The organism is Paraburkholderia sp. RAU2J, assembly GCF_003634845.1.
Lineage (GTDB): Bacteria > Pseudomonadota > Gammaproteobacteria > Burkholderiales > Burkholderiaceae > Paraburkholderia > Paraburkholderia fynbosensis.
The window spans coordinates 1,002,216-1,021,899 of the sequence record NZ_RBXG01000003.1 but is presented as its reverse complement, the minus strand read 5'-3'; the positions used below and the strand labels follow the sequence as shown (position 1 = coordinate 1,021,899).

Annotated in this window: 16 protein-coding genes and 2 pseudogenes; 11 read left to right on the top strand and 7 right to left on the bottom strand. The window is 61.9% G+C overall.

Annotated features, from left to right (window positions below; all coding sequences use genetic code 11):
• Positions 1-4 precede the first annotated feature (4 nt).
• The 7 genes from B0G69_RS36020 to B0G69_RS41230 all read left to right on the top strand — a co-directional run bounded on the left by B0G69_RS36020 (position 5) and on the right by B0G69_RS41230 (position 7,728).
• Positions 5-1,126, top strand: coding sequence for an enolase C-terminal domain-like protein (locus B0G69_RS36020; RefSeq protein ID WP_121324829.1), 1,122 nt, complete (start codon positions 5-7; stop codon positions 1,124-1,126).
• A gap of 25 nt (positions 1,127-1,151) precedes the next feature.
• Positions 1,152-2,099, top strand: coding sequence for a hypothetical protein (locus B0G69_RS36015; RefSeq protein WP_121324828.1), 948 nt, complete (start codon positions 1,152-1,154; stop codon positions 2,097-2,099).
• Positions 2,096-2,755, top strand: a complete 660-nt coding sequence (locus B0G69_RS36010) for a gluconate 2-dehydrogenase subunit 3 family protein (RefSeq protein WP_121324827.1) — start codon at positions 2,096-2,098, stop codon at positions 2,753-2,755. Before B0G69_RS36015 ends, B0G69_RS36010 begins: the two co-directional genes overlap by 4 nt.
• Positions 2,745-4,388 (top strand): GMC family oxidoreductase, encoded by a 1,644-nt coding sequence (locus tag B0G69_RS36005; protein WP_121324826.1) that lies wholly within the window; start codon positions 2,745-2,747, stop codon positions 4,386-4,388. Before B0G69_RS36010 ends, B0G69_RS36005 begins: the two co-directional genes overlap by 11 nt.
• A gap of 21 nt (positions 4,389-4,409) precedes the next feature.
• Positions 4,410-5,420, top strand: a complete 1,011-nt coding sequence (locus B0G69_RS36000; RefSeq protein WP_121324825.1) for an SDR family oxidoreductase — start codon at positions 4,410-4,412, stop codon at positions 5,418-5,420.
• A 16-nt stretch (positions 5,421-5,436) separates the two neighbouring features.
• Positions 5,437-7,224, top strand: coding sequence for a glycoside hydrolase family 15 protein (locus B0G69_RS35995; protein WP_121324824.1), 1,788 nt, complete (start codon positions 5,437-5,439; stop codon positions 7,222-7,224).
• Positions 7,225-7,392: 168 nt separating this feature from the next.
• Positions 7,393-7,728: a hypothetical protein gene (locus tag B0G69_RS41230; RefSeq protein ID WP_158609040.1), complete on the top strand. Its 336-nt coding sequence runs from the start codon at positions 7,393-7,395 to the stop codon at positions 7,726-7,728.
• A gap of 26 nt (positions 7,729-7,754) precedes the next feature.
• Here B0G69_RS41230 and B0G69_RS35985 read toward each other — a convergent pair whose 3' ends face one another.
• From B0G69_RS35985 to B0G69_RS35975, 3 genes are all read right to left on the bottom strand, one after another.
• Entirely contained in the window at positions 7,755-8,117 is a 363-nt protein-coding gene (locus B0G69_RS35985) for a hypothetical protein (RefSeq protein ID WP_121324822.1), read from the bottom strand.
• A 62-nt stretch (positions 8,118-8,179) separates the two neighbouring features.
• Positions 8,180-12,301: a chemotaxis protein CheB gene (locus B0G69_RS35980; protein WP_121324821.1), complete on the bottom strand. Its 4,122-nt coding sequence runs from the start codon at positions 12,299-12,301 to the stop codon at positions 8,180-8,182.
• An 83-nt stretch (positions 12,302-12,384) separates the two neighbouring features.
• Complete coding sequence (locus tag B0G69_RS35975) at positions 12,385-12,762, bottom strand: response regulator (protein ID WP_158609039.1); 378 nt, start codon at positions 12,760-12,762, stop codon at positions 12,385-12,387.
• Between the two features lie 300 nt (positions 12,763-13,062).
• Between B0G69_RS35975 and B0G69_RS35970 the strand changes: the two genes are divergently transcribed.
• Together B0G69_RS35970 and B0G69_RS35965 are read left to right on the top strand one after the other, a co-directional pair.
• Positions 13,063-14,247, top strand: coding sequence for a permease (locus tag B0G69_RS35970; protein ID WP_121324819.1), 1,185 nt, complete (start codon positions 13,063-13,065; stop codon positions 14,245-14,247).
• Positions 14,248-15,146: 899 nt separating this feature from the next.
• Positions 15,147-15,458, top strand: a complete 312-nt coding sequence (locus B0G69_RS35965; RefSeq protein WP_121324818.1) for a DUF4148 domain-containing protein — start codon at positions 15,147-15,149, stop codon at positions 15,456-15,458.
• A gap of 195 nt (positions 15,459-15,653) precedes the next feature.
• Here B0G69_RS35965 and B0G69_RS42430 read toward each other — a convergent pair whose 3' ends face one another.
• The 4 genes and pseudogenes from B0G69_RS42430 to B0G69_RS35950 all read right to left on the bottom strand — a co-directional run bounded on the left by B0G69_RS42430 (position 15,654) and on the right by B0G69_RS35950 (position 18,311).
• Positions 15,654-15,854, bottom strand: a complete 201-nt coding sequence (locus tag B0G69_RS42430; RefSeq protein ID WP_241991649.1) for an SDR family oxidoreductase — start codon at positions 15,852-15,854, stop codon at positions 15,654-15,656.
• A pseudogene (locus tag B0G69_RS35960) lies at positions 15,782-16,267 on the bottom strand (SDR family oxidoreductase); the annotation flags it as partial. The pseudogene B0G69_RS35960 and the gene B0G69_RS42430, both read right to left, overlap by 73 nt.
• Positions 16,268-16,421: 154 nt before the next feature.
• Positions 16,422-17,005, bottom strand: a pseudogene (locus B0G69_RS43035) (glutathione binding-like protein).
• 283 nt (positions 17,006-17,288) lie between these two features.
• Positions 17,289-18,311, bottom strand: coding sequence for an IS30 family transposase (locus tag B0G69_RS35950; RefSeq protein WP_121324817.1), 1,023 nt, complete (start codon positions 18,309-18,311; stop codon positions 17,289-17,291).
• Between the two features lie 130 nt (positions 18,312-18,441).
• On the opposite strand from B0G69_RS35950, the gene B0G69_RS35945 reads away from it, so the two are divergent.
• Together B0G69_RS35945 and B0G69_RS35940 are read left to right on the top strand one after the other, a co-directional pair.
• Positions 18,442-18,969 (top strand): PRC-barrel domain-containing protein, encoded by a 528-nt coding sequence (locus B0G69_RS35945; protein WP_121324816.1) that lies wholly within the window; start codon positions 18,442-18,444, stop codon positions 18,967-18,969.
• Between the two features lie 182 nt (positions 18,970-19,151).
• Positions 19,152-19,670: a hypothetical protein gene (locus B0G69_RS35940; protein WP_121324815.1), complete on the top strand. Its 519-nt coding sequence runs from the start codon at positions 19,152-19,154 to the stop codon at positions 19,668-19,670.
• Positions 19,671-19,684: the final 14 nt, after the last annotated feature.

The window sequence follows — 19,684 nt, the reverse complement described above, 5'->3', positions numbered from 1 at the left end:
AGCGATGATTTACCCGTCTCATCCCGGCGCATCGCGGGCACCTATCGATCACGTGAGTGCGCACGCCTATCGCATTCCGACCGACGCGCCGGAAGCCGATGGCACGTTCGTGTGGGACGCCACCACGCTGATCGTCGTTGATGTGCATGCCGCCGGTCGGAGCGGGCTCGGATACACATACAGCGATGCCTGCACGGTCGATCTGATTCAAGACACGCTCGCACCATGTCTCTTGCGGCAGGACGCACTGGACCTCCCTGCCCTTTGGCAAACCCTGTGGCGGCAGGTTCGCAATATCGGCCGCTCGGGTCTCGCTGCAAGCGCGATCGCGGCGCTCGACTGCGCAACATGGGACCTCAAGGCGAAGCTTTTCGATGTGCCGCTCGTCGGCCTGCTCGGCTCCGTTCGCGAGCACGTGCCGTTGTATGGCAGCGGTGGATTCACCACCTACAGCGACGCGCAGATGCGCGAGCAGCTTTCCGGCTGGATCGAGCGCGACGGCTGCCGCTGGGTGAAGATCAAGATCGGCAGTGAACCGGAGAAAGACGTGGGCAGAGTCGAGGTCGCCCGCACTGCAATCGGCGATGACGCGGGTCTGTTCGTCGATGCGAACGGTGCTTTCTCACCGCAGCGCGCCACGTGGTTTGCCCAGCATTTCACCGACTACGACGTGCAATGGTTCGAAGAGCCGGTTTCGTCGGATGACCGGGAGGGTTTGCGTTTCGTGCGCGAGCACGCCCCGGCCGGAATGGCGATCGCGGCGGGCGAGTACGGCTACACCGCCGACGATTTTCGCCACCTGCTCGCCATGGGCGCCGTGGATGTGCTGCAGGCGGATGCGAGCCGCTGCGGCGGCGTGACCGGCTTCATGCAGGCGGCCACGCTATGCGACGCGTTTCACGTGCCGCTCTCGGCGCATTGCGCGCCCGCTCTGCATTTGCACGTCGCCTGCGCGGTGCCGCGTCTGCTGCATCAGGAGTGGTTCCACGATCACGTGCGCATCGAGTCCATGCTATTCGACGGGGCGCCTCGCGCGCGGAACGGTGCGATCGCGCCCGATCTGTCGCGACCTGGCTGCGGGCTCGAATTCAGGCACGCCGATGCCGCGCCATATCTGGTGAAATAGTTTCCAGCAAGGGATAACGACAACAATGGCTTCATCCCCGATCGCAGGTTTGCTACTGGCTGCCACCGGCGCAATCGCCGTCGCCGGTCTTGCCCGTCGTCCCCAGCACGGCCGTTCGGCGGTTCATGTTCCATCCGTGCACACTGCGCTGATGCCCACACGCAAGATGCACATTCAGGCCGCCCGCAGTTTCAATCATAGCTCGGCGCTACTGGCGCTCTCGGTGCTGGCCGATAGCGCTATGGAGCACTATCGCGGCTCCTTCGACAACCCGGCCATGTACACGCCGCTAGTCTGCGCCGCTCTATCGGTTGGCGCCGGATTGCATGGTGGACGCGACCACCGGCAGCGCACCCATCAGATCCGTCACGGCATCTATCTGGGCGCGGCGGCCGCGGGTATCGCGGGCACCGGCTTCCATGTCTACAACGTGACGAAACGGCCCGGCGGCTGGAGCTGGAACAATCTGTTTCACGCAGCGCCCATCGGCGCGCCGATGGCGCTGCTGCTTTCCGGCGCGCTCGGCGCGGTGGCCGAAAGACTGCGCAACGAACCCGCGCACGATCCGCAACTGCTCGGCATGCCGGCAGGCCAGGCGCTCGCGCTGCTGGTCAGCGCAGGTTTGATCGGCACCGTCGGCGAAGCTGCGCTGCTGCATTTTCGCGGCAATTTCCAGCACCGTGCGATGTACGCGCCCGTATGCGTGCCACCCGTCGCCGCCGCGCTGCTCGCGCAAGCGGCGCTCGGCGCACCGCGCGAGCGCTGGCTGGCCAGAGCATGGTTGCGTGTGACCGCGGCACTCGGCTTCGTCGGCATGGCATTCCACGCTCGTGGCATCGCGCGCCGCCAGGGCGGCTGGCGCAACTGGAGCCAGAACCTGTTTGCGGGGCCGCCGCTACCGGCTCCGCCGGGTTTTTCGGCGCTGGCGCTCGCGGGACTCGCCGCGTTGCGGCTGAGGAGAACCGAAACGTGACCGACAAAAAGACCCGAGGCACGGACTACCCCGGCTACGATGTTCTGGACAAACGCGATACACCGTCGTGGGACGAACCGACGCGCGAGGTCATCGCACAGCGGCTTGCGACACCGGCCGAGCCGCGATTTTTCGACGCCGTGCAATGGCGGGCGGTGTGCGCCCTCTGCTCGCGCATCGTGCCGCAGGCCGACGCCGCGCCGAGGGTGCCGATTGCCGGCATGCTCGACACGCGCGTCCATTCGAATCAGGGCGATGGCTATCGTCACGCCGGTCTGCCGCCCATGCAGCGCGCGTGGCAAATTGGCCTTGCCGCACTCGATGCGGAAAGCCGCGCCGCGCACGAACTTCCCTTTGCGAGTCTCGAACGTGCCATGCAGGACACGCTCCTCGAGCAAATGCAGCGCGGCCAACTGAAGCACGAAGCGTGGCAAGGCATGCCGTCGAAACTGTTTTTCAGCGAGCGCGTGCTGCACGACATTTGCGGACTTTACTATTCGCATCCTCATGCGTGGAGTGAAATCGGCTTCGGCGGCCCCGCCAATCCGCGCGGCTATGTGCGCCTCTATTACAACCGGCGCGATCCTTGGGAAGCCGCGGAAGCCACGCCCGGCAACGAAGAAAAAGCCCGCAAGGAGAATCGCCGTGTTCGATGAGGCGCTGGAACAGCCGCGAGGCAGGAACGGCCGCGCGCCCGATGTCTTCGAGCGCGGCGGCTGGCTGCCCATGCGCGAGTATGCGGACGACGACGAAGTAGACTTCGCGATTGTCGGCACCGGCGCGGGCGGCGGCACCCTGGCATGCCGGCTGGCCGAGCGCGGCTTTCGCGTGGTGGGCTTTGACGCGGGCGCATGGTGGCGTCCACTGGAAGAATTCGCCTCCGACGAAACGCATCAGCAAAAACTCTTCTGGACCGACGAGCGCCTCTGCGACGGTGACAATCCTCTCAAGCTCGGCCACAACAATAGCGGCAAGGCGGTCGGCGGCAGCACCGTCCACTTTGCGATGGTATCGCTGCGCTTTCGACCTGAATGGTTCAAGTCACGCAGCGTGTTGGGTTACGGCGCCGACTGGCCGCTCGACTGGCGCGACATGTGGCGATACTACGGCGAAGTCGAGGAGGCGCTGAAAATATCCGGGCCGGTCAACTATCCGTGGGGGCCGAAGCGGCCGCGTTACCCATGCCGCGCGCATGAGTTGAATGCCGCGGCGATGATTCTCGCGCGCGGGTGCGAGGCGCTCGGCATCGGCTGGACCGCGACGCCGCTGGCCACCTTGTCCGCGCCCCGGGGCAAGGCGCATCCGTGCGTCTATCGCGGCTTCTGCGTCACCGGGTGCGCCACCAATGCCAAGCAAAGCGCGCTGGTGACCTGGATTCCGCGGGCCGTGCGCGCGGGTGCGGAGATACGCGACCTCGCGATGGTGGGGCGCATCGTCACCAACGACGCGGGCCGCGCCACCGGAGTCGACTATTTACGCGAAGGGCGCTGGCGGTTTCAGCGTGCCAAACATGTGGTGGTGGCCGGGTATGCAATCGAAACACCGCGCCTGCTGCTGATGTCGGCCAACAGCCGCTTTCCGGACGGCCTCGCCAATAGTTCGGGACTGGTCGGCAAGAATCTGATGGTGCAGGCGAACCAGGCCGTATACGGCAGCTTCGAGGATGAAATCCGCTGGTACAAAGGGCCGCCCTCGCTCGCGATCACCGAGCACTGGAATTACACCGACACCGGCAAGGACTTCTTCGGCGGCTACAGCTATATGAGCCAGGGGCCGCTGCCGAATGCGTGGGCCGCCGCGCAAAATGGACGCGGACTGTGGGGCGACGCGCTCGCCGCCGAAATGCGGCGCTACAACCATCAGGCCGGACTGAAGATCGTCGGCGAAATGCTGCCTCAGGAGCGTAACCGCGTCACGCTCGCAGACGAGAAGGACCAATACGGCTTGCCCGTGGCGCGCGTCACCTATTCGCTGTGCGATAACGACAAGCGGTTGATCGAGCATTCACTACGATTCATGGAGAACGCACTCGGCGCGGCTGGCGGCAAGCAGATATGGCGCGAAACCGACGACACGTGCCACCTGAACGGCACGGCGCGCATGGGCGATCATCCGGCGACCAGCGTGGTCGATGCGGACTGCCGGAGTTGGGACATCCCCAATCTCTGGATTTGCGATGGATCGGTTTTTCCCACCGTCGGTGGCGTCAATCCCTCGCTCACGATTCAGGCGATTGCCTGCCGCACCGCGGATCGGATCGTGGCGCTGGCCGCGCGCGGAGAACTCTAGCGAAACCGACGGGAGGGTCCAATGTGGCATCCAGGCAGCTGTAGTTGCTCCGGCAAGACCGTGGTCATCACTGGCGCGAGCGCGGGCGTTGGCCGCGCGAGCGCACTCGAGTTCGCGCAGCGTGGTGCGAATGTCGCATTGATCGCGCGGGACGCCGCCGCGCTCGACGATGTCGCGGCACAAGTGCGTGCTCACCATGTCAAGGCATTGTCATTGCCGCTGGACGTTAGCGACGCCGACGCCCTCGAAGCGGCCGCGCAACGCGTGGAGTCGGAACTCGGCCCCATCGACGTGTGGATCAACAACGCGATGCTCACCGTATTTTCTCCCGTCACGCGGATCACGCCGGCAGAGTTCGAGCGCGTGACGCAAGTCACCTACCTCGGCTACGTGTGGGGCACCATGGCCGCGCTGCGCCGCATGCTGCCGCGCAATCGCGGCACGATCGTGCAGGTTGGCTCGGCACTTGCGTATCGATCTATCCCGCTGCAATCGGCTTATTGCGGCGCTAAACACGCGATCCACGGCTTCACCGACGCATTGCGGTGCGAGTTGCTGCACGAACGCAGCCGGGTCCATCTGACGATGGTGCAAATGCCCGCGCTCAACACGCCGCAATTCGATTGGGCGGAGAACCACATGCCGCATGCGCCACAGCCTGTCGCGCCCGTGTACCAGCCCGAAGTCGCGGCGCGGGCGATCGCATGGGCCGCGACGCACCGCAGGCGCGAAGTCTACGTCGGCACTTCGACGATGAAGGCCATACTCGCCAACAAGCTTGCGCCCGGCTGGCTCGATCGCTATCTGGGGCGTACCGGCTACCAGTCACAGCAACGCGAGGAACCCGCCGATCCGCATGCGCACGCGAATCTCTGGCAGCCCGTGCCGGGCGCGCATCGCACTCACGGCCCGTTCGACGACATGGCCAAAGCCCGCAGCGCCGCGCTGTGGCTGGACACGCACCGCTCGATTGCATTCGCCGGCGCCTTGGCGCTGGCCGCCATCGCATGGCGCGGCCGTGCGCGGAAATAGGAGGCGCAACGTGGCCATGCATATCGAGGACTACGCAATGATCGGCGATGGCCAGAGCGCAGCACTCGTCAGTCTGCACGCTTCGATCGACTGGCTCTGCTGGCCCTCCTTCGACTCGGACACCTGTTTCGCGGCGTTGCTAGGCGACAAGGAGAACGGCTGCTGGACGCTCACGACCGAGGCGCCGCTCATCAGCGCGCGGCGTCGCTACCGGCCCGGGACGCTGGTCATCGAAACCACGCTGGAAACGCTAGAAGGCACGCTCGTCGTGACCGACTGCATGGTGCGGCATTCAGAGCGCCCCGTGCTGCTGCGGCATCTGGCATGTGTGCGGGGCATCGTGCGCGTAACGAGCGAGGTGCGGGTCCGCTTCGATTACGGCCGTGCGATACCGTGGTGCCGCAGCCCGGCCGCACAGGACGGCCGCGTGAACATGATCTGCGGACCGCAGTCGCTGTGGCTCGACGGCACCGTTGCAAGCGCATGCAGCGAAGACACCCCGCGCGCGGACTTCACGATGACCGCGGGCGACCGGCATCACTTTTCGCTGACCTGCGCCGACTCGTGCGAAGAAGCGCCGCCCCGGCCGGACGCGGACCGTTTGCTGGCCGATACGGTGCAGTTCTGGATTGGCTGGTCTGCGCAGAGCACGGCGCGAGGCAGGTATGCCGACGCCGTGTCGCGCTCGCTGATCACCCTCGAAGCGTTGTCCGACACACGCACAGGCGGGATTGCAGCCGCGCCCAGTAGCTCGTTGCCGGAACGCCCGGGCAGTGCCAGCAACTGGGATTACCGGTTCTGCTGGCTGCGCGACGCAGCCTTCACGATGAGTGCGCTGTTGGGGTGCGGTTATCACGCCGAGGCAGCGCGCTGGCGCGACTGGCTGGTTCGCGCGATTGCGGGCCATCCGGCACAGTTGCAGGTCCTCTACGCTCTCGACGGCTCACGGCGGCTCGACGAATGGACATGTCCGTGGCTGCCTGGCTATCGCAACTCGACGCCAGTGCGCTTTGGCAATGCAGCGGTGCAGCAATCGCAACTCGACGTCTACGGAGAAGTGCTGAACGCGCTCTATCTATCGCGCCGCGCGGGTTTGACGCCCGATGACGACGTGTGGTCACTCGAGGTGCGTCTGATCGATCATCTCCAGAAAGTGTGGCGCGAGCCGGACGACGGTATCTGGGAAGTTCGCGATGGCGCGCGGCAATTCACGTTTTCGAAAGTCATGGCATGGGTGGCGGTCGATCGCGCGCTGAGTTCCGCGAAAGAATTCGGTAAGCCGGCGCCTGTCGCGCAATGGCTCGCGCTTGCCGATGAGATACGGGAAGACGTGCTCGCGCGAGGCTACGACGAGCGTTTGAAGAGCTTTACGCAAAGCTATGGCAGCGAGCGCCTCGACGCGAGCTGTCTACTCATACCCGTGGTCGGCTTTCTTCCGATAGACGATCCGCGCGTCGCAGGCACGGTGGCAGCCATCGAGGCAAACCTGATGTGCGATGGCTTGGTTCTGCGCTATCGGGAAGTAGACGGGGAGCCTGGGCCCCCGTCGTCTGGCGAACGGCCGTTTCTCGCGTGCAGTTTCTGGCTGGTCCACGTCTGGAAAATGCAGGGGCGCTGTGCCGAGGCGCATGCGCTGTTCGAGCGGCTGTTGAGCCTGCGCAACGACGTCGGGCTGCTCTCTGAAAAGTACGACGAAAAAGAGAAGTGTCTCGTCGGCAACTTTCCGCAGGCGCTTTCTCATGTATCGCTCATCAATGCGGCGCTGTGCCTGGACGCAGATATAAACCGGTCCGTGCCGGATTGAAGATCCGCGCAGTATGCGCGGCAGGCTTTGCGGCTGCGGCGCACATAATCTGAACGTTGCCGCGGCACCGCTATTGCTGGGCTATCGACACCCGCAGCCGGGCGCAACGGTCCAAAACATTCATTCGGTGAATTCTTGGAGAATCGCCACTCAACAGGAGATGCACAGATGGCTGGTCGTCATCCGCTCATTGCTTTTCTTGCTGGATTGCCGCAATTCGATGCCATCGCGCTCACGGACTCGGTGCTCGAACTGAGATCGGGCTGCGTTGTCTCGGCAAGCAGGTCCGCCGCCGGCGATGCGGGCTCGCGCTTCCGCCTGAACCTCGCGTGGCCGGGCGGCTCCGGTTCCGCAGCGCCAACGCATGCGGTGGACGCCTACAAATACATCGCATTGCAGGTGCAGGAAGCCGCGCGGCTGGCATCGGCGGATTCGATCCGGCCTGGTGCTCTGCGTCATATTGGGCTCGCTCGTTGCATCCACCGGCAAACACCGCGAAGGTGACAAGGAGGATGCCGCTCTGGATGGATCTATTCACGAGCGGCCTCCCTAAATCCCGACTTGCCCACTGCAAGCACGATCTGTCCGATGCTTGGCGACGCCACGGTGATCACCGAGAGGATTACGTTCAGCGGCACCATCGCGTAAGCATCGCGGCTGTGAACGAAGGCGTTGAAGATCGCCGCGATGATGCCCAGCAGGTTCAGCCAGAAATCGAGCTTTTCAAGCCGCGCTACCGGATAGCGCGACGGCAGCCAGACATGGCAGAGATTGATCAGGCGCGGCAGGATGGCGAAAAGCAGCGTAGCTAAGTGACAAGGCCTCGCGCCGCACGCTTCTATTCGTACGATCGAGCCGCGGCATCGTGCGGAATGCCACCTTTCCTTCGGCAAGGCGGATATTCTTCGAGCAACAAGGCCGCCATGGCACCCGAGCCCCCTTACGTCGGCGCCGTTCAGCCGCGCGGGCGCTGTTTCCGGCGTGCCATGAGATCGGCGAGAGACTGAAGGTTGAAGGGCTTGGCGAGGCATGCATCACAGCCCGCCTCCAGTGCGGGTTGTTTTTCCTGTGCGACGGGGCGGCCCGTGACAGCAACGATCGCACTGGCCACGCACGACGGCACCGCTCTGAGATGCCTCACCAGCCAGTACCCGTCAAAATCCGGCAGGTTCACATCGGTAACGATCAGATCGAAACTCCGCTGCTTCGCCATTTCCAGCGCGTCGGACGCATTGGCGGCTGTCGTGACCTTCGCTTCATAGAGCGAGAACAGGTCCGACATCGCCACGACCGATTCCCGCTCGTCGTCGACCAGCAGGATGCTCGTGCCCCGAAAAACCGAGAGATCCGCCTGCCGGTCGCCCGGTTGCCGATGATCGGATGACGCATCGGCAGGCAGCCAGACGACGAAGCGCGCGCCATGACCCGGCCCATCCGAATGCGCCTCGACCGTGCCACCATGCAAGCGGGCAAGCTGTCGCACCAGAGAGAGACCGATACCCAGCCCCCCTCTGCGGGCGTGATGCGCAACCACCGGCTCCTGGTGAAACATTTCGAAGATCGACTCGATTGCGTCGGGCGCAATACCAATGCCGGTGTCGCTTACCTCGATCCGCGCCTGTGCCGATTCGAGCGACAAACTGACCGTGACGGTACCTTTTGGCAAGGTGAACTTCAGCGCGTTGCTCACCAGATTCCATACGATCTGTTCGACGCGGATCGCGTCACCCCGAATCAGTACTGGTGTCTCGGGCACTGCGACCCGCAGTTCGATGCCTGCTTCCGTTGCATCCTTCTGCAGAGCGTCGACGATCGAACGCACGATCTCGCTCACATCCGTCGGCGCGAATCGCAACGACAGCTTCCCTGTATTGACTCGGGAAAAATCGAGGAGATCGTCAATGATCTGCGCCTGGGTATTGACAGATTTCTGTATCGCATCGGCGACTTCCTGAATCCTGCCAATGTGGCGCGCCTCGGGAAGCCGAACCAGCATCTCCGCTTTCATATGAATCAGGTTCAACGGATTCTTTAGCTCGTGCGACAGCACGGCGATGAACTCGTCCTTCATACGGCTGAGTTTCTGAACTTCGCTGTGCTGCGCGCGCTCTACTGCCAGCGCCTCTTGTTGCTGGCCTTCTGCCAGCTTGCGCTGCGTCGCATCATGAACAATCTTCACGAAGCCGGCAAACCCGGGCACATCGATCCGGCTCAGAAAACCGCTGCAGAAGACCTGCTCGCCGGTCTGCGTGAGATGCCAGCGCTCGTCTTCGGCGCGCCCGCTTTCCATCGCCTTGCGCCGTTCATGGGCCGGCACTCCGCTCGCGCGATCTTCGGGCGTAAAAATGGCGTCGAGGGGGCGGCCCAGCATGTCTTGCGCTTCGAAGCCGAAAATGCGACTCGCACCTGCATTCCAGTTGACGATCGTGCCATCGGCGTCCAGCACGATGATCGCGAAGTCGTGGGTGGCCTGTGCCGCCAGCCTGAGCTTTTCGACGCTGGCGCGCGCCTGGGATTGAGCGGTTTTTGTTTCGCTAATGTCGATGAATGCCAGCACGGCGCCATCGATCCGGTCGTCGTCGGTGCGGTAAGGAAGGACACGCGCGAGAAAACTGCGGCCGTCCTTGCTGCCTATTTCGCGTTCGGTTTTCTTCAGTTGCTCGAATGCGGTTCGCAGATCCTCGATCATCGCCGGGTACTCGAGGTTATGTGTCAGATGCTGAAGCGGGCGGCCCCGGTCGCCAGGCAGAATATTGAAGAGTGTCTCCGCCGGTGACGTGTATCGCTTGATGTTGAGCATTCGGTCAACGAAGATCGTTGCGACGCCAACCAGCGAAATGAGGTTCTGAAGGTCGTCGCTGATCCGCGCGGATTCCTGTACCTTGATCACCAGTTCGGAGTTGACCGTCACCAGTTCTTCGTTGAGCGACTGCAGTTCCTCGCGGCTCGCCTCCAGTTCTTCCGTGGCCGAGCGCAGTTCTTCATTCATTGCCTGCAATTCTTCGTTGGATGCCCTCAGCTCTTCGGTTGAGTTCTGCACATTCTGCATTGAACTGCGCAGGCGGTGCTCGCTGCCGGCCAACGCATGTTTCAGCGAGTCGATCGTTTCACCGCCGTTTTCCGCAGCCGGTTTTACCTGCATACCGGGCACAGGCGCAGCAGGGTCGCAAACGATCCACAGCAGGTTTTCGTCGTGAGCGGGATCGTGATAAGGCCGCAGTGAAAGATCGACCGATATTGCGCCCGTCGCCGATTCGAACGGGACCGCCAGTTCTTCGTCGCGCCGGCCATTGGCGAGACACCGCTCGATTGCGCGTCGAAGGGAGGCCTGTGCGTCGGCGCGCACGATATCGAAAAGGTTGTGGACCCGTGTATGGCGAAGATCGTGCGTGAGGCCATTCGCATTCGCGGACCGGTGCAGGATCTCGCCATCGGCACGCATGATGATCACGGGCGGCCCAAAGAGGTCGAGCGCGCGCGCATGATTGGGCGGAAGTGCATTAGCCACTTTGCCGTTGCCCCCCAGCGCAAAAAAGGTTTGTCCCGATGTGGCTGTCTGCGCCGGTGCGATCGGAAAAAGCGGCAACCCGCTTTTCGGGGCACCCGGCAACGCCCGGTAGATTTTCCTGTGCTTGTCGACCGGCTCGAACAGTTCGCTTGCGAAGTCGGCCGACTCGGCGCTACCCAGGAAAAGATAGCCGCCGGGCCGCAACGCGAAATGAAACGTATCGAGTACGCGGGCCTGCGCGCGCCGATCCAGGTAGATCAGCACGTTGCGGCATGAAACGAGATCGACGCGGGAGAACGGCGGGTCCCGCAGCAGATTATGTGCTGCGAAAATCACGCTGTCGCGCACCGATTTGACGAGTTTGTACCGGCCGCCGTCTTCATAGAAGTATTGTGCGAGGCGAGACGCCGGGATGTCATTGGCGACGGCGCCCGGATAGCTTCCGCTGCGGGCGATCGAAATTGCCCGCTCGTCGATGTCCGTTGCGTACACCGTGACGCGCGGCTGATGCGGCAGCTTCCGCGCCGCTTCGCTCAACATGATCGCGATCGAAAATGCCTCTTCGCCCGTCGCGCAGGCCGGCACCCACGCACGGATTTCGTCGCGCCCTTGCAGGCTTCTGGACAGTTCCGGGATGATCGCCTTCTCCAGCGCGTCGAACGCCTCGGGATCGCGGAAAAAATTGGTTACGCCGATGAGCATGTCAGCAAGTAGTCTGGGCGTCTCGTCGGGGGTCGCTATCAGGAAGTCGCGATAGGCGGCAATGGTGATCAGCCCGTTGACCTGCATGCGTCGCTCGAGCCGGCGGAGAATCGTGCCGTGCTTGTAGTTGCCGAAATCATGGTGGGTCCGCTGACGCAAGATATCGAGCACTTCTTCGAGCGGCTCGCCTTCAAGCAAAAGTTTTTCCGCGCTCCCGGCAGGCTCCTCGTCCGAAGGCGACGGCAGGACGATATCGGCTGCGCTCCTGACCAGTGTCAGCAATCTCGGGACGATTTCGTCCACCGGTAGCACGAGGTCGACGTCGCCCGTCGCGATAGCGCTTCGGGGCATTTCGCTGTATTCCGCTTCCTCGGGCTGCTGCGCGATCGTTATGCCACCCTTTTCCCGCACGCGCGCGATCCCCACCGAGCCGTCAGATCCCGCTCCCGAAAGGATGACGGAAATCGCACGGGAGCCGTGCGCATCGGCAAGACTGCGGAAAAAGACGTCGATGCTCGTCGGCGGCAGCCTGGGCAAATTCGGCTCGCTCAGGCGCAGATAGCCATCGACCATCGAAAGAAGCTTGCCCGGCGGGATGACATACACGTTGTCCGGTTCAAGGGGAACGGGCCCTGTCACCTGTCTGACTTTCAGACCCGTGACGTTCTGGAGCACGGCCTGCGCATGGCTGGTATGGTTTGGCGACAGATGCAGCACGACGACAAACGCGACGCCTGGCTTGGGCGGCACCGACTGAAAAAGGCGCAACAGTGCTTGAACTCCGCCTGCGGACGCGCCGATGCCGACGACCGCAAAGTTCGGCCCGTCGCCATGCGCTCCTTCGCCATTACGCGTTTTGCTAGTCATTTCTTCTCCGATAGGTGCGGTGTGCAATGTAGCGCAATCAGGGCGCTCGCGGGCTTGGCAGGAACCCTGCCGAAGCCCTCTGCTCAATTGGGTGCCTGAACATCCGAAATGATAGCCATAAGCGGATCGGCACCGGCGCCCTTGCGGCAGAACGCATCGAAGCCGGCTTGCACCCCCTGATTTTGCACCTCGCTTTCTTCCATTGAAGTATGGGCAATGAGATAGATACCCTCAGTGTCACGCCGGCCGCGCAAAGTCGCGGCAAGCTGGAATCCGTTGGGCGGCGGCATGTTGACGTCGAGGATCGCGATATCCGGCGTCCATGACACAAGCCGCCGTAAAGCGTCCTCGCCGCTAAATGCAAATTGCGCCTCATAACCGGCGAACGTCATGGCAAGGGCCACCGCCTGCGCCCCCAGTTCATGATCGTCGACGACCAGTATCCGCAATGGCTGATGCATACGCGTCCGTCTCGCGGTCCATATTGCCGATTGTCTGGCTGAACTCATACGTCTCCCGCTGGATTCATCGCCGCATCAGGGATGTTTCGGGAGTGGCGCAACGGCCGTACCCAGGCTTTCTCCGGTGCAGCGTGCCTGGTCGTGGCCCGGTCGGCATCCGACGGCGCGTGATGCCCCGCCGACCCTGCCTTGTCGGGAGCGGCAATGCATCGGGGCGGCAGGCACGGCAGGTGCTGACTGTCTCGTCGTCAACGGCGGCCGGGCGGCCTGCTTACCAGCTCACCAAACCAGGAGATAGCGATGCAGCTTCTTGGCGCACTGGGACACGCCGTATGGATGTCGTTCATGATGTTGTGGCAGATATTCTGGGGAGTCAGTCTGGGGTTTCTGTTCTCCGCCGTGATCGAAGTAGCGGTGTCGAAGTCCGAGATGTCGAATCTGTTGCCTGACGACTCCCCGCGATCACTGGCCCTCGCGAGCCTGTTCGGCGCTGCGTCGTCGTCCTGCTCTTATGCAGCGGTTGCCATGGCGCGTTCCATGGTTCGTAAGGGAGCGGATTTTACCGCCGCGGTGGCATTCCAGTTTGCCGCCACCAACCTCGTGCTCGAACTCGGCGTACTGATGTGGGTGTTGATCGCGTGGCAGTTCGCGGCCGCGGAGTTCATCGGCGGATTCGTCATGATTGCGGTGCTCGCTCTGATCTTCAGGTTCCTGCTGAGGAATTCGCTGAAGCGACAGGCGATCGCTCAGGCAAAGAAGGGGACTGCAGGCAGCATGGAAGGACATGCTTCGATGACGATGAGCGAACAGAAAGGCACCTGGAAAGACCGCATCATGTCGAGAGAAGGCTGGAAGGCGATCAGTCACACCTATGTGATGAACTGGATCATGCTATGGCGGGATATCGGCGTTGGCCTGCTCGTGGCCGGCGCCATATCGGCATGGGTTCCAGACAGCTTCTGGCAAAAATTCTTTTTGGCAAATCAGCCGACCGCCTCATTGCTTCTGGGCTCGTTCATCGGGCCGCTCGTCGCGGTTGCGTCCTTCACATGCTCGGTCGGAAATGTGCCTTTGGCGGCGGTTCTCTGGAAGGGAGGCCTCAGTTTTGGCGGCGTTGCCTCGTTTATATTCGGTGACCTGATCATCCCGCCCATCGTTAGTATCTACCGAAAGTACTACGGCGGAAAAATGACCGTTTTCATGGTCGCGACCTTCTATTTTGCGATGGTCGTCGCGGGTCTTATCGTAGAGGCTCTGTTTCAGCTGACGGGTCTCGCGCCCAAGCAACGTCATGGTGCGTTCACCGACGCCACGATCACGTTCAATTACACGGCAGTTTTGAACATTATCTTTGGACTGGTTTTGGTAGCGTTGACAATTACTTTCTTTCGCACCGGCGGCGTCGAGATGATGCGAATGATGAACAGCGGCGAGCACGACGCGCATCGCGATAGCCATAAGTCGTCCGCACATCGCCCGCAGTGATGTGAGAGCTGTCGGGCATGGCGCGCCGTTCCGAAAGAGATATGAGAACCGTCGTCCCAGGGCGGCCACCGGCGTGGCGCAGACGGTTGTCATTGCGCGGAAGAGACTTGCATGTTCCGGTGAGGAGTGCGGATCGCTGCTTCAGGCAGCGCTTGCATGCACGGTTCCACTTTTCAGCAGGCCCGTCGTCCGACAATCGGGCGGGAATAAGGGGGAGCGATTTCCTTGTCCAACATCCATAGCGATCTCGGGCGAGCGAACGTCCACGGCTCGAGCACGATTGGAAATCATCGATAGCGCTGTTCTGGAAGAATTCAAGCGTGCGCATGAAACATAGGTGCTGGGTAAATCTACAAATTTATGCAATCGCTCCCTAAAGCTACAATTTTGTGCACAGCCCGTTGCGGGTGAATTGTTCTTAAGAGCGCGCCTAGCCTTTATTTAAGGCTCGCTCGATAGGAACAAATTTGTGCAAACCGACGAGACTTCGATAGTTCAGCAGCATGGACAACAGCGTGTGAGTCAGTTGCCGCCTCGGTCGCAAAGGAGCCTTACGCCGCAGCGTTCGCGCTGCCTCGAATTCGCGCTTATCATGGTATCTGCTGTCAGCACCGCGGTTCTGGCGATTGGCCTCGACCACATGCGTCGATAGCACATCGACAGAGTTGCCCCGTCTACGGGAATCTGGAAGATGCGAATGCCCAGGGGCTGGGTGCAGCCCCCGTCGCTCGTCGCAAGATAGCGTCACAAGCACGTTATCGCCGCCAGCTCGCAACGTCCGAGCGCCTGTGACGGAATTTTTCGATGCGCGACAGGCGATCAATCGTCGCACGAATCCGCGCGACCATTGCCCTGCGAGGCCTGCTGCCGCCGCACTCCACTCTGAAAAGAGGCGTGACATGAAAGCATCTGCCTTCCGGCCCATATTGCCCGCGCTCATCGTCGCTGCATTGTCGTACGGCTGCGCAACCGGCCCCATGCCTGATCCGGGCAGGAACCTGACCGACGCGCAATGTCGCGACCTCACGGCAATCGCGGCGCACGCGCCGCCCACGCGGCAGAGCAACGCGAGCGAACTGGCTGCGTTGCGACGCGCGGGCTATGACCCGTCGCCGTGGTACGACCCGTACTATCCCGACGATCTGCAAGCCGCGCAACGTCTGGTCGATTACTGGTATCGAATGGAGTGCGTGCCGGCTCGCAGCGGATAAGCGAGGCCCCTTGCATGGCTCACGTCGGCGTCGTCCTGCTATGCGGCGGCGCCTCCGCGATCGGTCGGCGACACTATCGGTCGACACATCGATACTGGACTGACGCTTGCCGCGCTAGAAGTCGCTGTGCGTACCCGTAGGCCAGAGCCCGGAAGCTGCATTCATCATAGCGACAGAGGCTGTCAGGACAGGCGCTTAAAGAATGGGCGATAGGCCGCCGTCGACTCGCAGATTCACGCCGGTAATGTATCCGGCAAGCGGACTGGCGAGGAAGGCGATGGCATCCGCAATGACGCGGTCATGGCGTTTATAGCGGCCTTGCACGCCGAATAGTCGGGTGCAGTTGGTGGTGGCATCGTCGCGGCCAGGCTCGAAATATTGATCACGCGTCCCCATCTGGCTTGCTGCATGCCGGGCAGCAGGCGCTTAGTGACAAGAAGGGTAGCCAGGACACTGCAATCATAGGCGGACGCCCATGAGGCCGGCTGTGTGTTTGCCCAGCTCTCTTTTGAGCCGCCCGACCCTCCAGCATTGTTGATCAGGATATCGACAGGGCCTGCGAGGCTTACCGCATCCTCGACCAATCGCTGCGCATCATCGTCGTGCGTCAGATCGCCAACCACCACATAGGCGTGGCCGCCCTGCGCGGTGATGTCATTGGCTACTTTCTCTGCCTGAGCTTTATCGCGACCGTGAACGATGAGGAGTTCCTTCTCGAGCGCGAGTTTCCTGGCTATGGCTTCGCCAATCCCTTTGCTGCTTCCGGTGGACCAGCAGGAATTCCGAACGATCCATGGCACTGACCTCATGAGAGGCCGTCGGCAGCTATCAGAAGGTGTGATGCTTAGGCTACGCGTCCAGGCAGGGTGCAATTCGGATACCTTGATCCGTTACGCTCGAGTTTTTGACGAGCGCGAGCCAATGCGTAAGCTGAAAGACATTTACAGCCGTTCTGCAGGTCGATCATTCGAGCTTTTCGTGTTTCAACGCCAGTTGCACGGCGGGCCGGGCGCGCATGCGCTGCGCGAAATGCGTCAGCCGCTCCGGCACGTCGATGTCTACCTTGCTTGCCCACAGCAGCATCGTGAACAGATAGGCGTCGGCGACACTCGCGTTGGCGCCAAACAGGTAATCGCCTTTCATCATCGCTGAGATCAATTTGAAACGCTGAGCAAGTTTTCTCGTGCAGCACTCGCTTCGGCGTCGCTGGTGGGTTTGAATACGCGACCAAATTGCTTGTGAATTTCCGTCGAAATGAAGGCGAGCATTTCGAGCAAGCGTGTGTCGCCCAGTTCGCCGTCCGGTGCCAGCGACGGTTTGCGTTGCGCAATCCACGAGAGAATGGCGACATTCTCCGTAAGGATCTGGCCATCGTCGAATTCGAGCACAGGGACGTAGCTTTTACCATTGATCTCGTCGAATTTCTGTCCCGACTCGGTGAGCTTCGTCTTCAGGTCCACGCGGACCCGCTCGAACTTGAAGTCGGCTTCGTGCAGCGCGATATGGTCGGCGAGGCTACATGCACCTGGCGAGTAATAGAGTTTCATGGCAATCCCTCTGGTTTGGTTGGAGTGGCTCCGTATGAGCGAGCAATGCCCATGCCGCCGAACCGAATTGCCGCACGCGCTGTCGCAGTGTCGTCGGTCGGCATAGAAAAACTCCTGCAAATGAAGGTCAATGGCGCAGCCACGGAAAATCACCGAAGAACAAGTACGATACCTGGAACGAGCGCGCGAGATAAGCCGTACTTCGCTGATCGATCTCGTTTGTCTCTCGCTCCTCGCCGCAAAAAAGCCTTGGCGGTTTCAAGGGTGAAGCGCAACAGCGGGATTAATGTTTAGAGCGTTGAGGTTGACTTGCTGATGCGAGGGTCGCGGCGAAGACCTCGAATGGTGAATGGAAGTTGTGAGTTGCACGAGGCCGGCTATTCAGGCTGTCGGCGATGGCGTCGAGTTCGTCCTGACTGTAGACCGAAAGGTCTGTGCCTTTGGGCAGATACTGCCGCAGCAGCCCGTTGGTGTTTTCGCAAGTGCCGCGTTGCCAGGGACTGTGCGGGTCGCAAAAGTACACGTTCACGCCGGTTGCGGCAGAGAGCTCTTTATGGCGCGACATTTCTTTGCCCTGGTCGTAGGTGAAGCTCTGGCGCAGTGGCGCGACAATCGAATTGAGTTTGGCGGAGAAGCCCGCCAGCGCCGAAGCTGCGGTGGCGTCTTCCATCTTTGCGAGCAGCACCAGGCGGCTGGTCCGTTCAACCAGAACGCCTACCGAGGACTGGTTGCCAGCGCCCTTGATGAAGTCGCCTTCCCAGTGTCCGGGCAGCAGCCGGTCCTCGATTTCGGGCGGCCGCACATGAATACTGATCATGTCGGGAATCTGTCCGCGCCGGTCTGTGCCGCGTGTACGCGGTATGCGCGTGCTGTGGCCATGGCGCAGGCAGGCAATGAGCTGGCGGCGCAGTTCGCCGCGCGGCTGGGCGTAGATGGCCGTGTAGATGGTTTCGTGCGAAACCTGCTGGGTCGGGTCAGTCGGATACATACGCTTCAGTGTGCCCGATATCTGCTGGGGTGACCATTTCCACTCCAGCAGGGTGAGAACGATACGCCAGCAGACGCTTTGCAGGCAAAGCTTTGTGGGGCGGCGGCTCGCGGTGCGGCGTGAGGCGCTGAGCGCTTCAGCCGGCACCGATGCGTAGCCTGCGGGAGAGCTGTTTCGCGTCAGTTCACGGCTAACGGTGGCCGGCGAGCGCCCGAGTATGCGGGCCATGGCCCGCATACTCGAACCCTGCAGATGCAGGCTTGCAATGATGAGGCGCTCTTCAGGTTGAAGTTGCTGGTACTGAGTTCTTTCGTGCATCGCAACACCTTATACGGAACGGTGTTGCACTTCAGATTTGAGGCCGCCCTTTAAAAGAACGGCGAAACGACGAATCAGGTACGGCGGTTGCGCAACAAAGGTTCTCTAAAGCGCTCTGAGGAGTGACATCATGGACCCGCTCGGCTCAAATGATCCGCTTGATCCCCTCGACCCGAACGCCGTCAGGTTGTCCACGCAGCCGGGAGCAGCCGGCGCACGAATCACCGGGAGCGGAGTCGGCGACGGCCCCGGTCCCGACGTGATGGCGGCAGCCACGCTAGATGGCAGCAAAGTACTCTCTTCCGATGGCGAAGATCTCGGCAAGATCTCGGACATCATGCTCGATTTACGTGGTGGCCGAATCGCTTACGCCGTGCTCACGGCAGGCGGCTTTCTTGGCATCGGCGGAACACTCCATGCCATTCCGTGGAGCGCGCTCACGCTTGACACCGATGAAAAGTGCTTCCGCCTCGATGCTACCGCGGAACGTGTAAAAAGCGCCCCCGGGTTTGACAAGGACCATTGGCCCGCGATGGCTGATCCGCAGTGGGGTGCTGCCGTCCACCAGTTCTACGACCGCGAACCGTACTGGCAGGCGACGCGCGAGGTGGTCGAAAGAGACCCGTTCACCCGGATTGACCCGCCGGCCGATCTGTAGTCTCTACGTCGCGGATATCGGGCGCAGTGCATGCGGGGCTGTTCGCTTATTGGAGCCGAGCCACTGATGCTCCGGTTTGCAGTTCTGCGCTTGAGGCGTATGCCCTTGCCGTCGATCTCGGCGCCTTAGAACGCGTCGTCCGCGCGACGCGGCACTGTCCGAGCCACGATCACAGGCACGCTATGGAAATCAATGACAGCGCCCAGGTGAGCAATCGGTATTGCGCGCCTCGATGCTATCTCGCAGGCTTTGCCGGCAACCGCGTCGAAACATCGCCGCTGTATGTTGTCGACCCGGCGGGCGTGAGAACTTTTTTCTGCGCGACGTTGCGTAATCGCGCGGCAGAACAAGAGTCGACCTGGATAAGTACCAGCGACAAGCATCTTGATCTGTTCGGCTCGAGCGACGCGGAGTTCGAGTCGAGGCTGACGACCACACGCATGCGCACCGGTGCCGCGGGTGACTTCCCGGGCGACACCGACCGCGCGATGGTTCTCAGGCTGCCGCTCTGCGGGCTGTGCGCAGTTCGCGCAGAGCGCACCTTGACAGCTAGCGGAGGTCACCGCCGTCAATCCGCGGACGACTTTCTACGCGAACCGGCGGATTTATGCGGAGAACAACAGATTCCCGGTTTTTGGACGAGCACCTTGAGATGCGATGTGAGTGTGACCCGTCCGACGACCTTGGCTAACGTTATGTGACTGCTGGAGACAAA

Coding starts and splice junctions, on each gene's coding strand:
- B0G69_RS36015 (WP_121324828.1), top strand. CDS start 1,152: ATGGCTTCATCCCCGATCGCAGGTTTGCTACTGGCTGCCACCGGCGCA.
- B0G69_RS35945 (WP_121324816.1), top strand. CDS start 18,442: ATGGACCCGCTCGGCTCAAATGATCCGCTTGATCCCCTCGACCCGAAC.
- B0G69_RS41230 (WP_158609040.1), top strand. CDS start 7,393: ATGGCTGGTCGTCATCCGCTCATTGCTTTTCTTGCTGGATTGCCGCAA.
- B0G69_RS35975 (WP_158609039.1), bottom strand. CDS start 12,762: ATGCATCAGCCATTGCGGATACTGGTCGTCGACGATCATGAACTGGGG.
- B0G69_RS35965 (WP_121324818.1), top strand. CDS start 15,147: ATGAAAGCATCTGCCTTCCGGCCCATATTGCCCGCGCTCATCGTCGCT.
- B0G69_RS42430 (WP_241991649.1), bottom strand. CDS start 15,854: ATGGGGACGCGTGATCAATATTTCGAGCCTGGCCGCGACGATGCCACC.
- B0G69_RS36020 (WP_121324829.1), top strand. CDS start 5: ATGATTTACCCGTCTCATCCCGGCGCATCGCGGGCACCTATCGATCAC.
- B0G69_RS35970 (WP_121324819.1), top strand. CDS start 13,063: ATGCAGCTTCTTGGCGCACTGGGACACGCCGTATGGATGTCGTTCATG.
- B0G69_RS35950 (WP_121324817.1), bottom strand. CDS start 18,311: ATGCACGAAAGAACTCAGTACCAGCAACTTCAACCTGAAGAGCGCCTC.
- B0G69_RS35995 (WP_121324824.1), top strand. CDS start 5,437: ATGCATATCGAGGACTACGCAATGATCGGCGATGGCCAGAGCGCAGCA.
- B0G69_RS35940 (WP_121324815.1), top strand. CDS start 19,152: ATGGAAATCAATGACAGCGCCCAGGTGAGCAATCGGTATTGCGCGCCT.
- B0G69_RS36000 (WP_121324825.1), top strand. CDS start 4,410: ATGTGGCATCCAGGCAGCTGTAGTTGCTCCGGCAAGACCGTGGTCATC.
- B0G69_RS35980 (WP_121324821.1), bottom strand. CDS start 12,301: ATGACTAGCAAAACGCGTAATGGCGAAGGAGCGCATGGCGACGGGCCG.